Raw genomic sequence first — 17,341 nt, forward strand, 5'->3', positions numbered from 1 at the left:
GAGGAGTGTGTCCTAGAATTGCCGTTTTGGCCCGGTTCAAGGCATTTGTAGAAAATCAAGCACAGCCCATATTACTGATATCGCGAGCCTTAATTTTATACAAATAACGAAACGCCAGGGAAGAAAGGGTATTCTCGGACTGCCTCCTAAAAACCGTTCACCATCCTCATAATCTGAAAGTAGTTTAAAAACACTGTTCGAATAACAGAGACCATATTGCCCTGAGCCCTGGAGAGATTGGAAATGGCATCAAGCAGGTCCGATTCCCGCTGCAAACCCTCATCATACTTGAGCTGGGTGATGCGAAGGTTTTCTTCCGCCTGTTCGATGGAACGGCGGGCTACCTCGACATTTTCCAGGCTCACCCGATAATCAATAAACAGGTTATGCAGGTCATTTGTATAGGTATCCTGCATTTCCTGCAGATCGTACTGCAGGCCTCTTTTTTCGATCTTCGCCCTGGCTGTTGTTGCCTCTTTGGTGAAACCACGAAACAGGTTCATGGAAACCACCAACTGGGCCCGCAGTTCATCCTCCGTTGCCTCTCCATTACCATTGATGTAATCGTCGTCATAATTCTGGTAACTGCCGATCAGATCGACTTGCGGATAATAGTCTGCATAGGCGGCCTGTATCTGCGACCCGGAGGCCTCAATTAAGCCCTTCATGGCTTTTAACTCACTACGTTCTTCAAGCATTTTTGCCACAGACCCGTCTTCATCAAGGCCAATGGGCATTTCCTTGAATTCTTCAAAGTGAAGATCATCAAGAGTGATAGATGCGCCTGTTTCCCGGGAGAGACTGTTGATGCTTTTATCAAGATTGGCCTTTGCCGCCTTCATGGTGATATCGGCATTATCGTAATCAACCCGGAAACGAAGCAGCTCATTTTTGCCGATAAGTCCCACCTCAAAACGGTTTTTCCCATCCCGGTAGACCTTTTCCAGTGTTTTATAGGCATCCTCCGCCACCTTCAGGCTGGCAAACCGGTCATACACACTGAGATAACTCAGTGCCACCCCAAGCTGGATATCCTGACGCAGCCCCTGCAGACGGTATTGCTCCACCTCATACAGCTGTTCTGCGGATTCCAGGCCGTATTTATCACGAAACCCGGCAAAAACATTCCAGCTCAGGCGGGCTCCTGCCAAACTGTTCTGTTCATGTTCAGTCGTAGTTTCTTCATCGAGACTATTGGCTCGGTAATAAAGATCGAACGAGGGATAATACCCCCCCTTGGAAAGGGTGACATCCTGTTCACCTCGTTCCACATTAGTAATATAGCGCTGTACGACCGCCCTGTTATTCAGAGCGGTCTCCTGCATGGTTGCAAGATCCGTTGCCTGCGCTGTAGCCGACAGCAGTAAACACCCGCAGAGAACACTAACTTTTTTCATCTATTCTGCTCCTTTCAAATCCGATTACAAAGGCAAGAAGTGCCGGTATAACAAACAGGGTCAGGACAGTCGACAGGGCCAGGCCACCCAGCAGGATACTACCGAGGCCTCGGTACAACTCACTTCCGGACCCGGTAGACAACACCAGCGGAGTCATGGCCAGCAGACTGGTCGTCGCACTCATGAAGATGGGGCGGATACGTGTCCGCACCGCATCGGAAACAGCATCGATTCCGACCATGGCATGATACCGCACATTGTTGAGCGATTGGTGAACAATCAAGATCGCGTTATTGACCACGGTGCCTATCAGGATGATAAATCCAAGCATGGCCAGAACGTCGAATCCCTGGGGTGCGACAAACCTGTTCACCAGAACCAGGCCGACAAAACCACCAGCCGCAGCCATCGGTACACTGAACAGGATAATAAGCGGATAGAGAAAATTCTCAAACAAAGCCGCCATCAACAGGTAGGTGATCAGCAGCGCCAGCAGCAGGTTCCACTTCAGTGCCTCGCCGGTCTCTACCAGTTTATCCGCATTACCACCGATAGTAAGCTCCAGACCCGTCAGTTTTCCTTCATTCTTCATGGGCTGAATCAAACTGTTCTCAATTGTGCCCATAGCTTCCTGGATCGGTACCGTTTTGGGTGGGGTCACCTGCAGGGTGATGGTTCGTTTCCGCTCCAGGTGATTGATTTGTGGCATCCCCTGGCTATACACCAGCTCTGCCACATCCCCCACTTTAATGAGGTCTCCGTAGGAGTTGACAAGGGTCGCCTTCAGAATCTTCTCCGGCGTGTCGTATAGAGCGTCCAGACCTTTAACCACCAGGTCCATCTGTTTCACGCCCTCAGGCCGGAAATCATCGACCTTACGGCCATCCATCAGGATATCGACATAAACTCCGAGATCTTTTTCATTCAGACCGTTTGCCGCAAGCTTTTCCTTATTGGGAACAATCCTGATTTCGGGATAACTCGTTTCAAAAGAGGGCACCGGACGCACCTGGGAGCCGGGTATCGCCTGGCTTATAGCACCATAAAGCATCATAGCGGAACCCGCGATCTGGTCGATATCCTCACCGGAGATATTCACCTCCACGGTACGACCCTGACCAAGACCGCTCTCGAAAATTCCCGCCTGCAAGGAGACCCCGTAAAAGCCGGGGATAGCATTCATGATCCGTGAAAACAACGGAATCAATTCGGCACCACGTGTTTCATGGGTGGAAATACCGCCAAACAGGGTCAAGCGATCTGCTCCCACATAAAACATCTGCTTAATCTGCGGGTAACCGTCTTTCCCATCTTCATCGAAGTACGGCTTCGATTCGGAATAGATATAGGTTCCTATTTCCTTGAGTTTTTCAACCGAATAACCAGGAGGAGGAATAAGGATATTGATAATCAGGTTCCTGTTTCCCTGAGGTAAATATTCTGCGCTAGGTTTCAGTTTATATATCAGCCCCACCGATAAGGCGGTAAACACCACCACCGTTATAATGCGGGTAAAAACGTTTTTTAGACAGAGGTTGGAAAACCACATCAAACCACCGGCAAAAACCGGACCGATGAAGGATTTTTGCAGGCCTGTCTTCTCTTTTACCGCTCTCTTTCTGTATAGAAGGTTGATAAGTGTTGGAATAACAGTGATCGAAACCAGCAGGCTCAACATGATGGAAAAGGTAATGGCAATGGCGATATCACGAAATAGCTGCCCTGCCTCTTCCTGCATGAAAATAACCGGCAAAAAGACCGCAACGGTGGTCGCTGTAGAAGCAAATACCGCCCCCCACACCTCCTTGGCCCCTTCCAATGCTGCCTTGAATGCCGGTTTCCCCATCTTCCGGTGCCGATCTATGTTCTCCAGCACAACAATAGAGTTATCCACCAGCATACCAACCGCAAAAGAGATACCGGCAAGGCTCACAACATTTAAACTTCGCCCTGCAATCCAGAGAAAGATAAATGAGCCAGTCACGGAAACAGGAATGGCAATCGCCGTAGTCAAGGTGGAGCGCACACTCCTCAAGAAAGTAAGCAGCACCAGTATGGCAAGGGCACCACCCACGGCAACATTCTGTTTCACCAGATCGATAGCGGTGTTTATGTATGGACGCTGGTCGTACACCATCTTGATGTAGATCTGCTGCTCGGCAAGAAGCCCGTCATTCAGTTTTTCAACCGCTTCTTCCACACGTTCTGTCATGGATATCACGTTTGCCCCAGGCTCCTTGCGAACACCGATAACGATCCCCTGCACACCGTTATGGTAAACGCCGCCGCTCTCCTTATCAAAGCCAGGAGTAACATTTGCGATATCGCGAAGATAGACCCGTTTCAAGCCGTCGTCGAAAACAACAACACCCAGCACGTCTTCCGGTTTCTGGAACTGCCCGATGGTACGTATACGATAATTTTTCCGCCCTATTCCAAGTACACCTGCCGAAATCGTGGAGTTGGCATTTTGAATGGCCGCGGAAATCTGGTTGATAGTGATATTGTTCCGGGCCATCTCCGCCATATTGAGGGTAACGTGCAGTTCCGCCTCAGTACCGCCAAAAATGAGCAGGGAGCCGACACCTTCCACCCTTTCCAGATGTTGTCGGACATTATTCTCAAAATAGGTGCGGTACGTATTGATAGGATTCGGGTTCTGATCTTTGGTCTTGACCATCATCCAGATAACAGGGGAACTGTTGGCACCTGCCGCCTCGATAACCGGTTTTTTGGCAGAATCGGGATACCCGGACACCTCATTAAGTTTATTAGAGACCCTGAGCAGCGCGTCATCGAGTTTGGTGCCAAGCTGGAACGACAGCGTTACCTCACCAAAGTTGTTGTAGCTGGCACTCTCCATCTTGGTAAGCCCCTGCAAACCTTTTAGCGCCTCTTCCTGTTTTTCAATGATATCCTTTTCAATTTCATAAGGTGTTGCACCACCCCATGTCGTCTGCACGGTTATCTGTGGCGTTTCAACGTCAGGTGTTAACTGCACCGGCAGTTTCTTCAGGCCGATAGCACCAAAAATGAGCACCAGGATCACACCCACCGCCACCGTTACCGGTTTCTTTAATGCATATTCGACAATATCCATTATTCCTCCCCGGCAACGGCTATCGGCTGGTCGGGGCGCAAACGCTCATTACCTTCCGTCACAACCGACATACCTGCCACAATGTATGGATTATCCACGGCCACACTCGTTCCCATAAATGTAACGATATTAACCGGTAGGATGGCAGCCTTTCCTTCTTTCGCCGTATAGACGAAATCCTTCCCCTGGAACTTGATAACTGCCGCCCGCGGCAATACCCGCAAGGTCTGTTTCGGACCGGCAGGAACATGGACGGTTGCCGACATGTTCTGTGCCACCAGTGGCTGAGGCTCAATCTTTATTTTGAGAAAGATATTCTTGGTTTTCACATCAGCCACAGGATCAATATCAATAACTTCGCCGGTAATTTCCCTGCCAAAAGCAGTGATCGTGACAGGCACAGCCGACCCCATCTCAATAAACTGCAGCAGATTCTCGGCGATAGGTGCCCGCACATACACATCGTCGCTGGAGCCAAGACTCACCAGCTGTTTCCCTTGTTGTACCCAGGCACCGGAATCCACATCCTTGCTCAGGATAATACCGGCAAAAGGTGCCGAAATAGCTGATCTTTTCTTCTGTATCAGTAACTTTTTCAGACTATTCTGGTTGGCCTGTTTTTCCTTCTGAGCATCCTGGTAGGCGTAGAGTGCATCGTCAAAATCCTTTTCACTGACTCCCGCCTTATTATACAGTTTCTCCAGTCGTTCGAAATTCTTCTTCGTATTCTGGATGCGCAGCTCCGCCTGTTCAATTCGGGTCCTGGTCAGGGCTATCTCCTGACCCAGGATTTCCGTATTTAACAACACCAGTGTATCACCCTTTTTCACATGATCACCCTGGTTTACCTTGATGCTTTCCACCAATCCGGCAACCTCAGTTGAAATATCGCTCACTCGTTCATAATAAAGCACACCGATTACCGAACGATTCTGAGCCACTTCCTGTTCCGTCACCTTGGCCATCACCACCCGGGCAGGAGGCGGACCATCAGCAGCAATTACAGATACGACATCTGTCAGCAACAGTGCCACAACAGACACACAGCTTATCCCCATTATCTTTATCGCTCTCACTCTTGTGTTCCCCCGTCATTGTTGTAACTATCAAGATTCTTTAACACCTGGAGCAGACTATTGCGCATAATCGCCAGATTTCCTGCCGGTATTCCTTTTGTTACCTGCTCTTCCAGATCGGCCAGCTCAATCAGGAGCTTATCCATCAGGTCCCTCCCGGCATTGGTGAGATATACAAGACTTGACCGTCGGTCGTTTGGATTATCCCTTCTTTCCAGGTAATCCTTTTTCTCTAACCGGTCCAGGATCCTGGTTATATTCGCAGGACTTTTCGACACGGCCTCACCCACCACGCTCTGCGGCAAACCTCCGTTCATGGAAAGGTTCTTCAATACCTGAAACTGCTCTGCCGTCAACCCATAGGGGCGAAGCCGGCTTTCCAGGTATTTTTTCAAGGCCATGGTACCCATATACATAAGGCGACCGATACTGTCTGAATGACACTGCTGCATATTTCACCCTCTCACAGGGGTGCGAATCGAGAATACTCACCGCCCCCAAATTTTTTATTTGACACGGCAATTATCTACACGTGAAATTTTCCACTGTCAATCATTTATCGTCACTGGCAACATTTTTCCTGTTCACCATGGACAGCCTGTGATATCGTATGTATCATTCTTATCTTGAAAACGGGTTTTCTCATTCCTATCCAATACATAACAGGAGACATTATGAAACGCCTGGCACGAATTCTTCCTGTCATACTTTCGCTCGTTCTGCTCTCTGGCTGCGGCTATAATTCCTTACAAACGAAAGAAGAAGCTGTTTTCAAAGCCTGGGCTGATATTGAGGCAGCCCTCCAGAGGCGGGGTGATCTTATCCCCAACCTTGTCGAAACCGTGAAAGGATACGCAAGCCATGAAAAAGAGACTCTGGAAGCGGTCGTCAATGCCCGTTCCAAGGCGACATCAGTAACCATGGATGCAGAGAGTTTAAGTGATCCTGCCATGATGAGTCAGTTCCAGGCAGCCCAGGGAGGACTGAGCTCTGCCCTCTCACGTTTGATGGTTGTAGTGGAAAGGTACCCGGATCTCAAGGCCAACCAGAACTTCCTTGATCTGCAGAATCAGCTGGAAGGAACCGAGAATCGTATAAACGTCGCACGTCAGCGGTACAATGCAGTGGTCAGTGACTTCAATGGTTCGATACGGAAAATACCTGAAAAGTTCACCAATGACTTTATCCTCCACCTCGAAAAGAAAGAATATTTCAAGGCGGATGAAGCGGCAAAAGAAGTACCGAAGGTAAAATTTTAAGCGTCCATAAGTGCTCCCATGAACAGATCCCCATATCGCCGTGTGGCCAAATGCCTCCTTGTCCTCTGCACTCTGCTGTTGGTCTTTACGGAACAAATCTACGCCCTCGATGTTCCCAAGCTTAAAGGCAGAGTCAATGACTATGCAGGGATGCTTTCGTCCGCCACATCGCAGCAACTCGAAGGATCGCTTGCCGCTTTTGAGAGCGAACAATCAACCCAGCTAGTGGTCCTGACCATTCCTTCTCTTGAAAACGAATCCCTTGAGGAATATTCAATCCGTGTTGCAGAACAGTGGAGAATAGGACAACAGGGATTAGATAACGGGGCCATCCTGCTGGTGGCGAGAAACGAGAGAAAAATCCGTATAGAAGTTGGTTATGGACTTGAGGGAAGCCTCACTGATCTTACAGCTGGACGAATCATCCGCAACGTCATCGTTCCTGAGTTCAAAAAGGGTGATTTTGATGGAGGTATTCTGGCCGGAGTCACAGCAATGATGGATGCGGTTCGGGGAGAGTTCAGCGCTGCGAACCTCGACAGCTCATCCGGAACCGAATCGGATACAGAAGGGTTCTTCATCATCATTCTGGGGCTGCTCTTCGTCATCGGCAAGATATTTGGTCGCAACAAGTTTCTTGCCGCCGGGGTCGGCGGGGTCGTTGCGTCCGCGCTCGGTTTTTTCGTGCTCGGCCCCCGCTGGCTGGTCATCATGCTGCTCTTTCCAATTGGTGCTATCGGCGGGTTTGTAGCCTCCTCTTTTGCCTCAAGCCTGACTCGTTCCAGCACAGGAAGAAGCGGTCATAGCGGTGGCTCCTGGGGATCCGGCGGTAGTTTTGGCGGCGGAGGATTCAGTGGTGGCGGTGGCGGTTTTGGTGGCGGTGGTGCCTCGGGAGGATGGTAAGGGATATGAAAAATCTGGCTAAAAAGTTCCTGACAGAAGAAGAACAACAAAAAATCACCGAAACGGTTCAGCGCATGGAGAAACTGACTTCAGGCGAGATAGTCCCGATGGTCGTTTCCACCAGTCACGATTATCCTGTTGCAAAAGCAATCGGTGCCGGCCTCCTGACCTTACCCCTTGCCCTGCTGCTCACATCAATCACAGGATCTTACCTCTGGCTCGGCCCCCAGAACATGTGGCTCTTTCTCGCCTACGCATCCATCTTTTATTTTCCCTTGTACAAACTGGTAGGCTCCAATCCTCCAATTATGCGGTTGTTTCTGCTGGCGAGGCAGGTTGAGGAAGAGGTCGAGGAAGCGGCTGTCAGTGCGTTTTATAATGAGGGACTTTACCGCACCAGACAGGAAAACGGCATACTGGTCTTTATCTCAGTGCTGGAGAAAAAGGTTTGGGTTCTTGGTGACAGGGGCATCAACGAGCGGGTTGGCCCAAACGAATGGCAGGATATCATCAAAGAATTATCAGAAGGAATCAGGGATGACCAGCAGTGTGAAGCAATCTGCAGGTCTATCACTCGAATTGGAAACGTACTCCGCCATCACTTTCCCATACAGGAAGACGATCACGACGAACTACACAATATTATTATCAGGTAGACAATCCCAGGGCCTGGCCGGAATTCCCTGTTTATGACTCTCTCTTTCTCATCTGTTCAGACGGTGCCAGTTTTGTAGTCATTGGCACGATGCATAGTCTCCTATGACATCGTGCCAATGACTGATGAAAAAGATGCCGCCATATAGATCAATGAGAGGACCGGGTTACTCCCCACACTCCCCTTCAAGAATATCCCTGCACCACGACATTGCGGCCATGGCTTTCGGGAAGCCACTGGTGGAAATCAGCAACATCAGGCAATGATATATCTCGTCTCTTGTAGCACCAGCCTTTAAGGCTCTTCTGGTATGAGAATGTACAGCACCTTCCGACTGGCTGGCCGCCGCCGCAGCCAACTGAATCAGATGGCTAGTCTTTTCATCCAGAGGGCCTGTATTCCTGATTGTTTTTCCAAGATTCTCCATTGACGTCATAACCTCAGGATATCTCTTGGACACCTCATAATAGGTCCGATTGGGACACTTCCTGTCTTCTTCAGTCATGTTGCCTCACTAAGGTGTTTTCCCAATTACCCGCCCCATAACAGACAGGTAGTCTTTCTATCGGATTATCATGTCCGACCAAGAATATCCAGCATTAATCGATGCCGATTCAGGGCTACATGCAACTTCACATTCCTTTCTGAATCAGCTCATTTGCTTCAGTGTGCAACCTGGTCTACAAGTACAATATTTAATACTGATCGTTAGAAGCGTGTCGGAGAAGTACCATTCTGGCTCAGATCGTAGCAATTGCAGAAAATTTGACACCGCCAAATAATTGTTATTACACGAATAAATTTTCGGCAAATAACGAAGAGACGGGTCAAAAAGGTTTTCTCCGACGTATTCCCAGTTGTTTAATAGGTGAATCAATGTTGTACATCTGCTATATATAACACATTGCTGGAGTCTACCGTTTGTTTATTGTTTGAAAACCTATCGGGTCATATCGACCTGCACTCAACAATCCTGAGCAGAGGTGTCTCATGCGTAAACCAATGTCCTTTTTAACCCGTAGTACAGCGGCAGCTATTCTTGGCGGAACCGTCCTGTTCCTCTGTCAACCAGCCTATTCAGCAGCGATTCTGGAGGGTGAGCGGATGCACCCGGTCGAAGCCCGGAATGGTATGGTGGTGACCAGTCATTTCCTGGCGACTCAGTCTGCCCTTGAGGTACTTGAACAGGGGGGTAACGCGATTGACGCTGCGGTAACAGCGGCTTTCTCCCTGGCGGTTACTCAACCGAGATCAGGAAACATCGGCGGTGGCGGTTTTATGTTACTTTCATCCGAGCAAAAAGATGAAGTCGTAGCCATTGATTATCGTGAAAAAGCTCCATCAAAAGCAACTTTTGACATGTTTTTAGATGAAAAGGGAGATGCCGACTCCAATCGCTCCAGATTCTCCCATCTCGCCGCCGGGGTCCCGGGTACGGTTGCAGGCCTGGCCCTGGCTCTTGAAAAGTACGGGACCATCTCGCTGCAGCAGGCAATAGCCCCTGCAATCAAGCTGGCAGAAGAAGGCTTTATTGTAACCCCCCGTTTTAGTAAAGGACTTAAGGAGAGGGAAAAACGGTTAAAGAAATGGGACTCTTCCACAAAGATATTCTATAAAGCTGACGGCGGATACTATGAACCCGGTGATCTATTCGTCCAAAAAGAACTGGCGGATACCCTGAAACGTATCTCTGCCCATGGGATAAAAGAGTTCTATGAAGGGAAAACAGCCGAATTACTGGTGGCTGAGATGAAAAAACATGGTGGGCTGATTTCCATGGATGACATGAAAAACTACTCACCCGTCATCAGGAAACCTGTGCAGGGAGCATACAGAGGATATGATATCTTTTCCATGTCACCTCCAAGTTCAGGCGGAGCACATGTTGTGCAGATCCTGAATATTCTGGAAGGGTATGATATCGGAGGCTCTGGCCACAACTCTGCACAGACTATTCACCTCATGGCGGAAGCGATGAAAAGGGCATACGCCGATCGTTCCAAATACCTCGGCGATGAAGATTTTGTCCAAGTGCCGCTCAAAGGAATTACTTCTAAAAAATACGCGGATCAGCTCAGGAAAGAAATTAACCTCGAGAAAGCAACGGCCAGTAAAACCATTGCCCCCGGAGCCCCCCAACCATACGAGTCGAATGAGACCACCCACTTCTCAATCGTCGACAAATATGGAAATGCAGTCTCCAACACCTATACTATCAACTTCAGTTACGGTTCCGGAATTGTGGTTGATGGTGCCGGTTTCCTGCTTAACAACGAGATGGACGATTTTTCCTCAAAGCCAGGCGTTCCCAACGCCTATGGTCTTCTCGGTGGAGAGGCAAACAAGGTCGAAGCCAACAAAAGAATGCTCAGCTCAATGTCGCCAACAATTGTGAAAAAAGATGGGAAAAATTTTCTGGTGACCGGCAGCCCCGGTGGTTCCCGTATTATTACAACGACCCTGCAGGTCATTATGAACGTCATCGACCACGGTTTGAATATCAAAAGCGCCGTGGCCGCACCCCGAATCCACCATCAATGGCTCCCTGATGAAATTCGGATTGAAGAAGGACTAAGCCCGGATACGATTCAAGGCCTTGAAGAAAAAGGCCATAAAGTCGTCCGCAAATCGTCCATGGGGGCAATCCAGTCGATCATGGTTAAAGATGGTATGATGTACGGCGGTGCCGACCCTCGCAGATCAACCGCCTTAGCCGCAGGGATGTAATTACCCCAGAGGCACATATGGGAGCCTTCCCGGTTGTGGCTGAGACAACCGGGAAGGCCGGACGGTTCCCAGGAGATATTGCAGGCCTCCTCTTTTTCATTCAGACGCAGGGGTATCTCGACCTTATGTGCGGGGCGCAACCATCTCCCATAGCAGGCAAACCTGCAGATTAAAGATGTCAGCACGTCTTGGCTTGATGGCAAAGGTCTCCACTTCATAATTCTCCAGAGCAAACGAGGCTGCAAGCTTGTCAATCTCGCATTCAAGATCATTGCCAAGTTCCTCAAGTTCCAGTTCAAGCTCGGCCAGATTATCCTCAGCCCTTTTCACATCACCTTTCTCCTTGGCCACCTTGCCGACATTGCGGATGCCCTGTGCCGCACGGCCCATATTGGTTGCAGAGATTTTCTTCCTGCCAAAAAGAGCACCGACAACAGCAACCCCAAAGGAGAGAATGGTATCGCTGGTCTTCGACTGCACATCCACTTTCTCTTTTTCAAGCCGTTCCATGGCTCGGTCAATGCGCTTTTCCAGCCGTTTTTGTTTAACCTCGAATTTATCCTGTAGTTTTTCAACAGCCAGATCCTTTTTCTCCCTCAGACTGTCGGCAATTCGGGCCTTGAAATCACCAAGCGGCTCATAAGGCTTCGATTCAAGCTTGAGGGAACGGACCCTGAACAGTTCCAGACGTTCCTGCTGATACAGAAAATCAGAAAACGTTTTTTCATGAACCTTCAGACTCTTGAGCGACACGATACAGGAGGGGAGAGCAGAGTAACGGCCATCCTCAGGGCCCTTATGTAAACAATCCTCAAGAGGATATTCCAGTTCTTCCGCCTGATCCCAGCGAACAGGAGCATCATCTTCATCAAGATATAATCTGCAGGCCACCTCTTTGACCTCATCGATATTCCTGACAGAATTGTAGAATCGGACATTGGCTTCGGCTGCAAGCCATGGCTCAAGCACCACCTCATCTGTGGCAACATTTTGCAGATAATACCTCTGTTCAATACCATTCGAGAGGACAGGGGGCCGGCCATCCAAGACACGACGTCTTTTGTTGCCGAGGTCTTCTGCTCCCGAACCGGTTGCTTCCGCCGGTATTGTACCCTTCCTCTGCGCCATCAGCTTCTTGATGTCTCCAGTTGAAATGGGCCCCTTCAGGTAGGACATCACCCAGCGGGTTGCAAAGAGCAGGGGTCTGTCAAGATGGGCAGAGTTGAGCAGAAACTGTCTGCCCTGCATGGAGGATAACATGCCCCGAACCGTTCCCGTATCCAGGACACCGTCACTGGCCCCACTGATTCCTTCAACTACCTTTTCCTGATCCTGCCGGGTCTGCAGTCGTCCGACAAACCAGGTGCCGATATTAGAAAGTCCCTTATAGTCGAGATCCACCGGGTTCTGGGTGGAAAGTACAATACCAATGCCGAATGCACGTGCCTGTTTCAGGAGAAGCATCATCGGTTTTTTTGACGGAGGATTGGCAATTGGTGGGAAATAGCCGAATATCTCATCCATGTACAGCAAAGCTTTTAGAGAGGAACTTCCCTGCTGCCTCCGCATCCAGCCGATCAGTCGGTTCAGCAGCATGGTAACAAAAAACATCCTCTCCGACTCAGACAGATGGGCAATGGAAAAAATAGCTGTGCGAGGTTTGCCATCCGGGGTGTAGAGGATACGCTGGATATCGAGAGGTTCACCCTCGGTCCAGGAAGCAAAGGTCGGGCTGGCCAGGATATTATTGAGCGCCATTGCAAGCCGCATTCGATCAGATTGATTGTAAAACGTGTCCAGCGGGAATACCCCGATCTTCGCAAACGGCGGATTGACAATGGCCCCTATCAACGCCTCCATCGAGAGATCCTCACCTTTTCGCCAATAATGCAAAAGGATGGAACTGATCAGGATGTGCTCCCTTGACTGCAGGGGATCACCCTCGATATCTACAAGTGCCAGAAGGCTTGTGGCTGTGGAATTCACCAGGCCATTCATGGTATCTGTGTCAGCGGCCAGCTCTTCTGCGGGAGCGTCAAAGCCGGCAAGCACCGACACCGGCACACCACTGCTTGACCCGGGTGTATAAATAGTTCGCTCTGAACGGCTGCATAACTCCCGGATACGTTCTTTATCCTGCCCCCACGAGGCAAGGCCCTCCTGCCAAGCCCTGGCTGTTTTCTCCGCATAGGCTGCTGGCTCCATCTCTTTTCTGGCTGCATCTGCAGGGTCTATCCAGGGGGCAAAATCCTCTGCTTTCAAATCGGGAAAGGTGAGTAGAAGGTTACCCATATCACCTTTGGGGTCGATGACGATCGAAGGGATATTATCCATTATCGCTTCTTCGATAATTCCGATTCCGAGACCTGTTTTTCCGCTACCGGTCATCCCGATGATGGCTGCATGAGTGGTCAGGTTCTTATTTTTGTAGAGCAGAGGCTGTGCAGACTCCTCCCCGGTCTGTAGATCGAGTTCCCTGCCCAGGTACAACAACCCGAGTTTTTCAAATGCGTACTGCCCGCTCATAATTGTCCTCCAATATAATGGTAATTACACTCAGGGCAGGACCATCCCCCTGTTGTTCTTTGCTTCGGCACGTTTTCATTTCCCCTCAAGGAGGCGGTTTGCGTTTGAGCAGTTGCCATAGGATATCGAAAATCCATAATTAATTTGATAAGCTGCCTGTTCAGCATTATAATAGGAAGAATTCCAGTCAACCAGCATTTTTCATGAATTCTGTCAAACTGGCAAGGTGCTGTATATGGTCAATTACGTGCTCGATGCAAAGAGATCCGCACAGCACAACAAATCCTGGTCTGCGATTCACAGCAGGCAACACATAACGGTTCATCTACTCTTTTGATTACATGAAACACTTTGACATCACCAAGGGCCTTGACATTCCGATAAGCGGCAAGCCTGACAGGCGCATTGCAGACGGCACTCCTGTCACCAAGGTGGCACTTGTCGGAGATGATTCCATCGGCCTGAAACCCACCATGGAAGTGCAGGTTGGGGATTCGGTAATAACCGGCCAGCTCCTTTTTACGGATAAAAAAACAGAAGGGGTGAAATATACCTCACCTGGATGCGGCACGGTACTTTCGATCAACCGCGGCCCAAAACGTAAATTTGAGTCCATAGTCCTTGAGCTGGAAGGAGATGAAAAGGTAATATTCATCAACAACCCGGCTCAACCGCCAACCGCGTATGGGGCACAGGACATCCGGTCCCTGCTGGTTGAGTCAGGGCTCTGGACCTCCTTGCGCACACGCCCTTTTGGCAAGGTGCCCGGTCCGGATTCACAACCGGCCGCACTCTTCATTACTGCCATGGAGAGTGAACCACTGGCCCCGGATACTGTCCTGATTATCAAAGAGGCGGGTGACGACTACCAAAACGGCTTGCAATTGCTCAGGCGCCTGCTTGATGTACCCATTCACTATTGCAGTGAAAAGAGAGACTTGCTCTCTACCGAACAGGTCGAGGGGCTCAATTACTGGACTTTTACCGGGCCGCATCCTGCCGGATTGCCTTCCACCCACATTCATCTGATTGACCCTGTCCATGAGGAAAAAACTGTCTGGCAGATCGGTTACCAGGAGGTTGCCGCTATCGGCTCCCTGTTCAGGACCGGAACCTTGCCAACGGAACGAGTCGTCACGCTGGCCGGCCCGGGGGTTACCGAACCGAGTCATGTCAGGACCCGAATCGGGGCTGACCTCTTTCAACTCTGTAACAATCTGACCATAGATGAACCCGTTCGAGTCCTTTCCGGTTCGGTGTTAAGTGGTCGTACTGCAAACGGACACCAGGCATTCCTTGGACGCTGCCATAACCAGGTGTCCGTATTACCCGACAACAGCGGGCGATCCCTGTTTAACTGGGCCATGCCCGGAATGAGCATGTTCTCGGTTAAACCGGTTTTCACCTCCGCTCTGGTAAAAAATCTGCAACTCAAGATGAACACCGCACTCTGGGGGGGACGGCGGGCTATCTACCCGCTCGGCACTTATGAGGATGTAATGCCGCTTGATATCATTCCGGTCTACCTGCTGAAAGCTTTGGCTGTACATGATACGGAAAAATCAAAAAACCTGGGCTGCCTGGAGCTGGTTGAAGAGGATCTTGCCCTCTGCAGTTTCAGTTGCCCAGGTAAAAACGAATTCGGGCCTATGCTGCGGAATGTCCTGAACACCATTGAACTCGGAGGATAGGAAACAAACCGGATTATGAAAAAACTTAGCTCATTCATGGAAGGTCTGGGACGCTATTTCGAGCCAGGTGGACGCTGGGAAAGATGGTATCCCCTGTATGAAGCCTTCGACTCTTTTCTCTTCGGCTCCAACCAGACTACCAAAACAGCCCCCCATGTGCGTGACTCAATAGATCTTAAACGCATTATGACCACAGTGCTGGTCGCCCTTATTCCCTGCACTTTTATGGCCCTCTGGAACACCGGCTACCAGGCCAATCTTGCCCTGCAGGCCATGGGACTCGAAGGTCCGGAAGGGTGGCGGGGAGCGATAATGGCACTGACCGGCTGCAATCCGGCAAGCCTCATCTCCAACCTGTTGCACGGCAGTGTATATTTCCTGCCCATCTATATAGTGACTATGCTGGTCGGTTCGTTTTGGGAAGGGGTGTTCAATATTATCCGAGGACATGAATTCTCGGAAGCATTTCTTGTCACCGGTCTGCTGTTTACCCTCACCCTGCCGCCCACCATCCCTCTCTGGCAGGTGGCCTTCGGTGTCAGTGTCGGCCTGGTATTTGCCAAGGAAGTGTTCGGAGGTGTCGGTCGCAATTTCATGAACCCGGCGCTCGCCTCCCGTGCCTTCATCTATTTTGCCTATCCGGCCCAGATTACCGGCGACAAGATCTGGACCGCCGTAGACGGCATGACAGGTGCAACCCCATTGGGCTCGGCTGCCATGGCCGCCCCCGCTTCCGCGGTTGAAAGTCTTGGCTACAGTTGGAGCCAGCTGTTTATCGGCACAATCCCCGGTTCGCTGGGCGAGACTTCAGCGCTCGCCTGTTTTCTGGGTGGCGCCCTGCTCCTGATCACACGAATTGCTCCCTGGAGAGTCATTGTATCAATGCTGGCCGGAGGAGTTGCGGCAAGTACCTTTTTCTACCTGCAGGCGGACCCCGCCAGTGGAATCCATGCTATCCCACCCCACTATCACATTGTACTTGGCGGCTTTGCTTTCGGTATGATTTTCATGGCCACCGACCCGGTTTCCGCAGCGCATACCCGTATCGGCCAATGGGTTTACGGCGCACTCACAGGTATTTTGTGTATCGTTATCCGGGTAGCGAATCCCGCCTATCCCGAAGGGGTCATGCTGGCTATTTTGCTTGGTAACGTCTCGGCCCCACTGATCGACTACTTCGTACTTCAGGCCAATATCAAGAGGAGGATGATACGCCATGGCTGATATTACTGCTGCCAAACCGTTCTACTCCGTACTGGTCCTTGCCTTTGTCTGCTCTGCCCTGGTTGCAGGTGCTGCAGTAGGACTTCGGCCCCGGCAGGAGGCCAACAAGCAGCTCGACAGGCAGAAAAACATCCTCGTCGCAGCTGGTTTGTACAATGAGAGTAAACCTGTCAAGGAGCTGTTTGCATCTATTGAGACACGGCTCGTTGACCTCGAAAACGGCCAATTTGTCCCTGAAGAGAAGATCGACCCTGGCAGTTACAACCAGAACCGGGCACCACTCTCCGACGAATTTGGCCAACCGATTCCCAGGGATTTAGATACCGCAAAACTTGGCAGGAGAGAAAAATACTCATTGGTCTACCTGGTGAAAGAGAATGGAGAACTATCCCAGGTGATCCTGCCGGTTCGCGGCAAGGGCCTCTGGTCAACCATGTATGCGTATGTGGCGGTCGGCGCAGATCTCAACACGGTGAACGGCGTCTCTTTTTATCAGCATGGAGAGACCCCGGGGCTGGGCGGCGAGATTGAAAACAGCCGCTGGCAGGGTGGCTGGGAAGGCAAGAAGATATATCGTGAAGATGCCAGCCTCGGCCTCGAGGTAATAAAAGGCCAGGTCACAGATCAAAACGCAGATACGGTTTACCAGATAGACGGCATTTCAGGTGCGACACTAACCACAAAAGGCGTGGACGGACTGCTGGAATATTGGTTCAGTAATCAGGGCTTCAAGCCGTTCCTGACACAGTTGAAAAAAGCACAGAGTAAATCAAAAGGATAGGA

Annotated in this window: 13 protein-coding genes; 7 read left to right on the forward strand and 6 right to left on the reverse strand. The window is 50.3% G+C overall.

The window, feature by feature from the left end:
* Window positions 1-146: 146 nt before the first annotated feature.
* The 4 genes from GA520_RS17080 to GA520_RS17095 are packed head-to-tail and all read right to left on the reverse strand — an operon-like array spanning window position 147 to window position 6,025.
* Entirely contained in the window at window positions 147-1,397 is a 1,251-nt protein-coding gene (locus GA520_RS17080) for a TolC family protein (protein WP_163337634.1), read from the reverse strand.
* A complete protein-coding gene (locus GA520_RS17085; protein ID WP_163337635.1) occupies window positions 1,384-4,497 on the reverse strand; it encodes an efflux RND transporter permease subunit in 3,114 nt (1,037 codons plus the stop codon). The genes GA520_RS17080 and GA520_RS17085 overlap by 14 nt, the downstream gene beginning before the upstream one ends.
* The gene (locus GA520_RS17090; RefSeq protein WP_240910121.1) at window positions 4,497-5,540 is read right to left on the reverse strand and encodes an efflux RND transporter periplasmic adaptor subunit; all 1,044 of its coding nucleotides are present in this window, start codon (window positions 5,538-5,540) and stop codon (window positions 4,497-4,499) included. The genes GA520_RS17085 and GA520_RS17090 overlap by 1 nt, the downstream gene beginning before the upstream one ends.
* 29 nt (window positions 5,541-5,569) lie before the next feature.
* Window positions 5,570-6,025, reverse strand: a complete 456-nt coding sequence (locus tag GA520_RS17095) for a MarR family winged helix-turn-helix transcriptional regulator (protein WP_163337636.1) — start codon at window positions 6,023-6,025, stop codon at window positions 5,570-5,572.
* A gap of 222 nt (window positions 6,026-6,247) precedes the next feature.
* On the opposite strand from GA520_RS17095, the gene GA520_RS17100 reads away from it, so the two are divergent.
* The 3 genes from GA520_RS17100 to GA520_RS17110 are packed head-to-tail and all read left to right on the forward strand — an operon-like array spanning window position 6,248 to window position 8,391.
* Entirely contained in the window at window positions 6,248-6,832 is a 585-nt protein-coding gene (locus GA520_RS17100) for a LemA family protein (protein ID WP_163337637.1), read from the forward strand.
* A gap of 18 nt (window positions 6,833-6,850) precedes the next feature.
* Window positions 6,851-7,735, forward strand: coding sequence for a YgcG family protein (locus GA520_RS17105; protein WP_163337638.1), 885 nt, complete (start codon window positions 6,851-6,853; stop codon window positions 7,733-7,735).
* Between the two features lie 5 nt (window positions 7,736-7,740).
* Window positions 7,741-8,391: a TPM domain-containing protein gene (locus GA520_RS17110; protein WP_163337639.1), complete on the forward strand. Its 651-nt coding sequence runs from the start codon at window positions 7,741-7,743 to the stop codon at window positions 8,389-8,391.
* A 165-nt stretch (window positions 8,392-8,556) separates the two neighbouring features.
* On the opposite strand, the gene GA520_RS17115 is transcribed toward GA520_RS17110, so the two are convergent.
* Window positions 8,557-8,895, reverse strand: a complete 339-nt coding sequence (locus GA520_RS17115) for a carboxymuconolactone decarboxylase family protein (RefSeq protein ID WP_163337640.1) — start codon at window positions 8,893-8,895, stop codon at window positions 8,557-8,559.
* A gap of 485 nt (window positions 8,896-9,380) precedes the next feature.
* Between GA520_RS17115 and ggt the strand changes: the two genes are divergently transcribed.
* The gene (ggt, locus tag GA520_RS17120) at window positions 9,381-11,117 is read left to right on the forward strand and encodes a gamma-glutamyltransferase (RefSeq protein WP_163337641.1); all 1,737 of its coding nucleotides are present in this window, start codon (window positions 9,381-9,383) and stop codon (window positions 11,115-11,117) included.
* Between the two features lie 123 nt (window positions 11,118-11,240).
* Here ggt and GA520_RS17125 read toward each other — a convergent pair whose 3' ends face one another.
* Entirely contained in the window at window positions 11,241-13,643 is a 2,403-nt protein-coding gene (locus GA520_RS17125) for an ATP-binding protein (RefSeq protein WP_163337642.1), read from the reverse strand.
* 341 nt (window positions 13,644-13,984) lie between these two features.
* Here GA520_RS17125 and GA520_RS17130 point away from each other — a divergent pair, with 341 nt between their 5' ends.
* The 3 genes from GA520_RS17130 to GA520_RS17140 are packed head-to-tail and all read left to right on the forward strand — an operon-like array spanning window position 13,985 to window position 17,339.
* The gene (locus GA520_RS17130; protein WP_163337643.1) at window positions 13,985-15,334 is read left to right on the forward strand and encodes a Na(+)-translocating NADH-quinone reductase subunit A; all 1,350 of its coding nucleotides are present in this window, start codon (window positions 13,985-13,987) and stop codon (window positions 15,332-15,334) included.
* A gap of 15 nt (window positions 15,335-15,349) precedes the next feature.
* On the forward strand, window positions 15,350-16,558 hold the full coding sequence (locus tag GA520_RS17135) for an NADH:ubiquinone reductase (Na(+)-transporting) subunit B (RefSeq protein WP_163337644.1): 1,209 nt from the start codon (window positions 15,350-15,352) through the stop codon (window positions 16,556-16,558).
* Window positions 16,551-17,339, forward strand: a complete 789-nt coding sequence (locus GA520_RS17140) for a Na(+)-translocating NADH-quinone reductase subunit C (protein ID WP_163337645.1) — start codon at window positions 16,551-16,553, stop codon at window positions 17,337-17,339. Before GA520_RS17135 ends, GA520_RS17140 begins: the two co-directional genes overlap by 8 nt.
* The last annotated feature ends 2 nt before the right edge of the window (window positions 17,340-17,341 follow it).

Source organism: Desulfopila sp. IMCC35008, from assembly GCF_010646885.2.
In the GTDB taxonomy this organism is placed as follows: Bacteria; Desulfobacterota; Desulfobulbia; order Desulfobulbales; family Desulfocapsaceae; genus Desulfopila.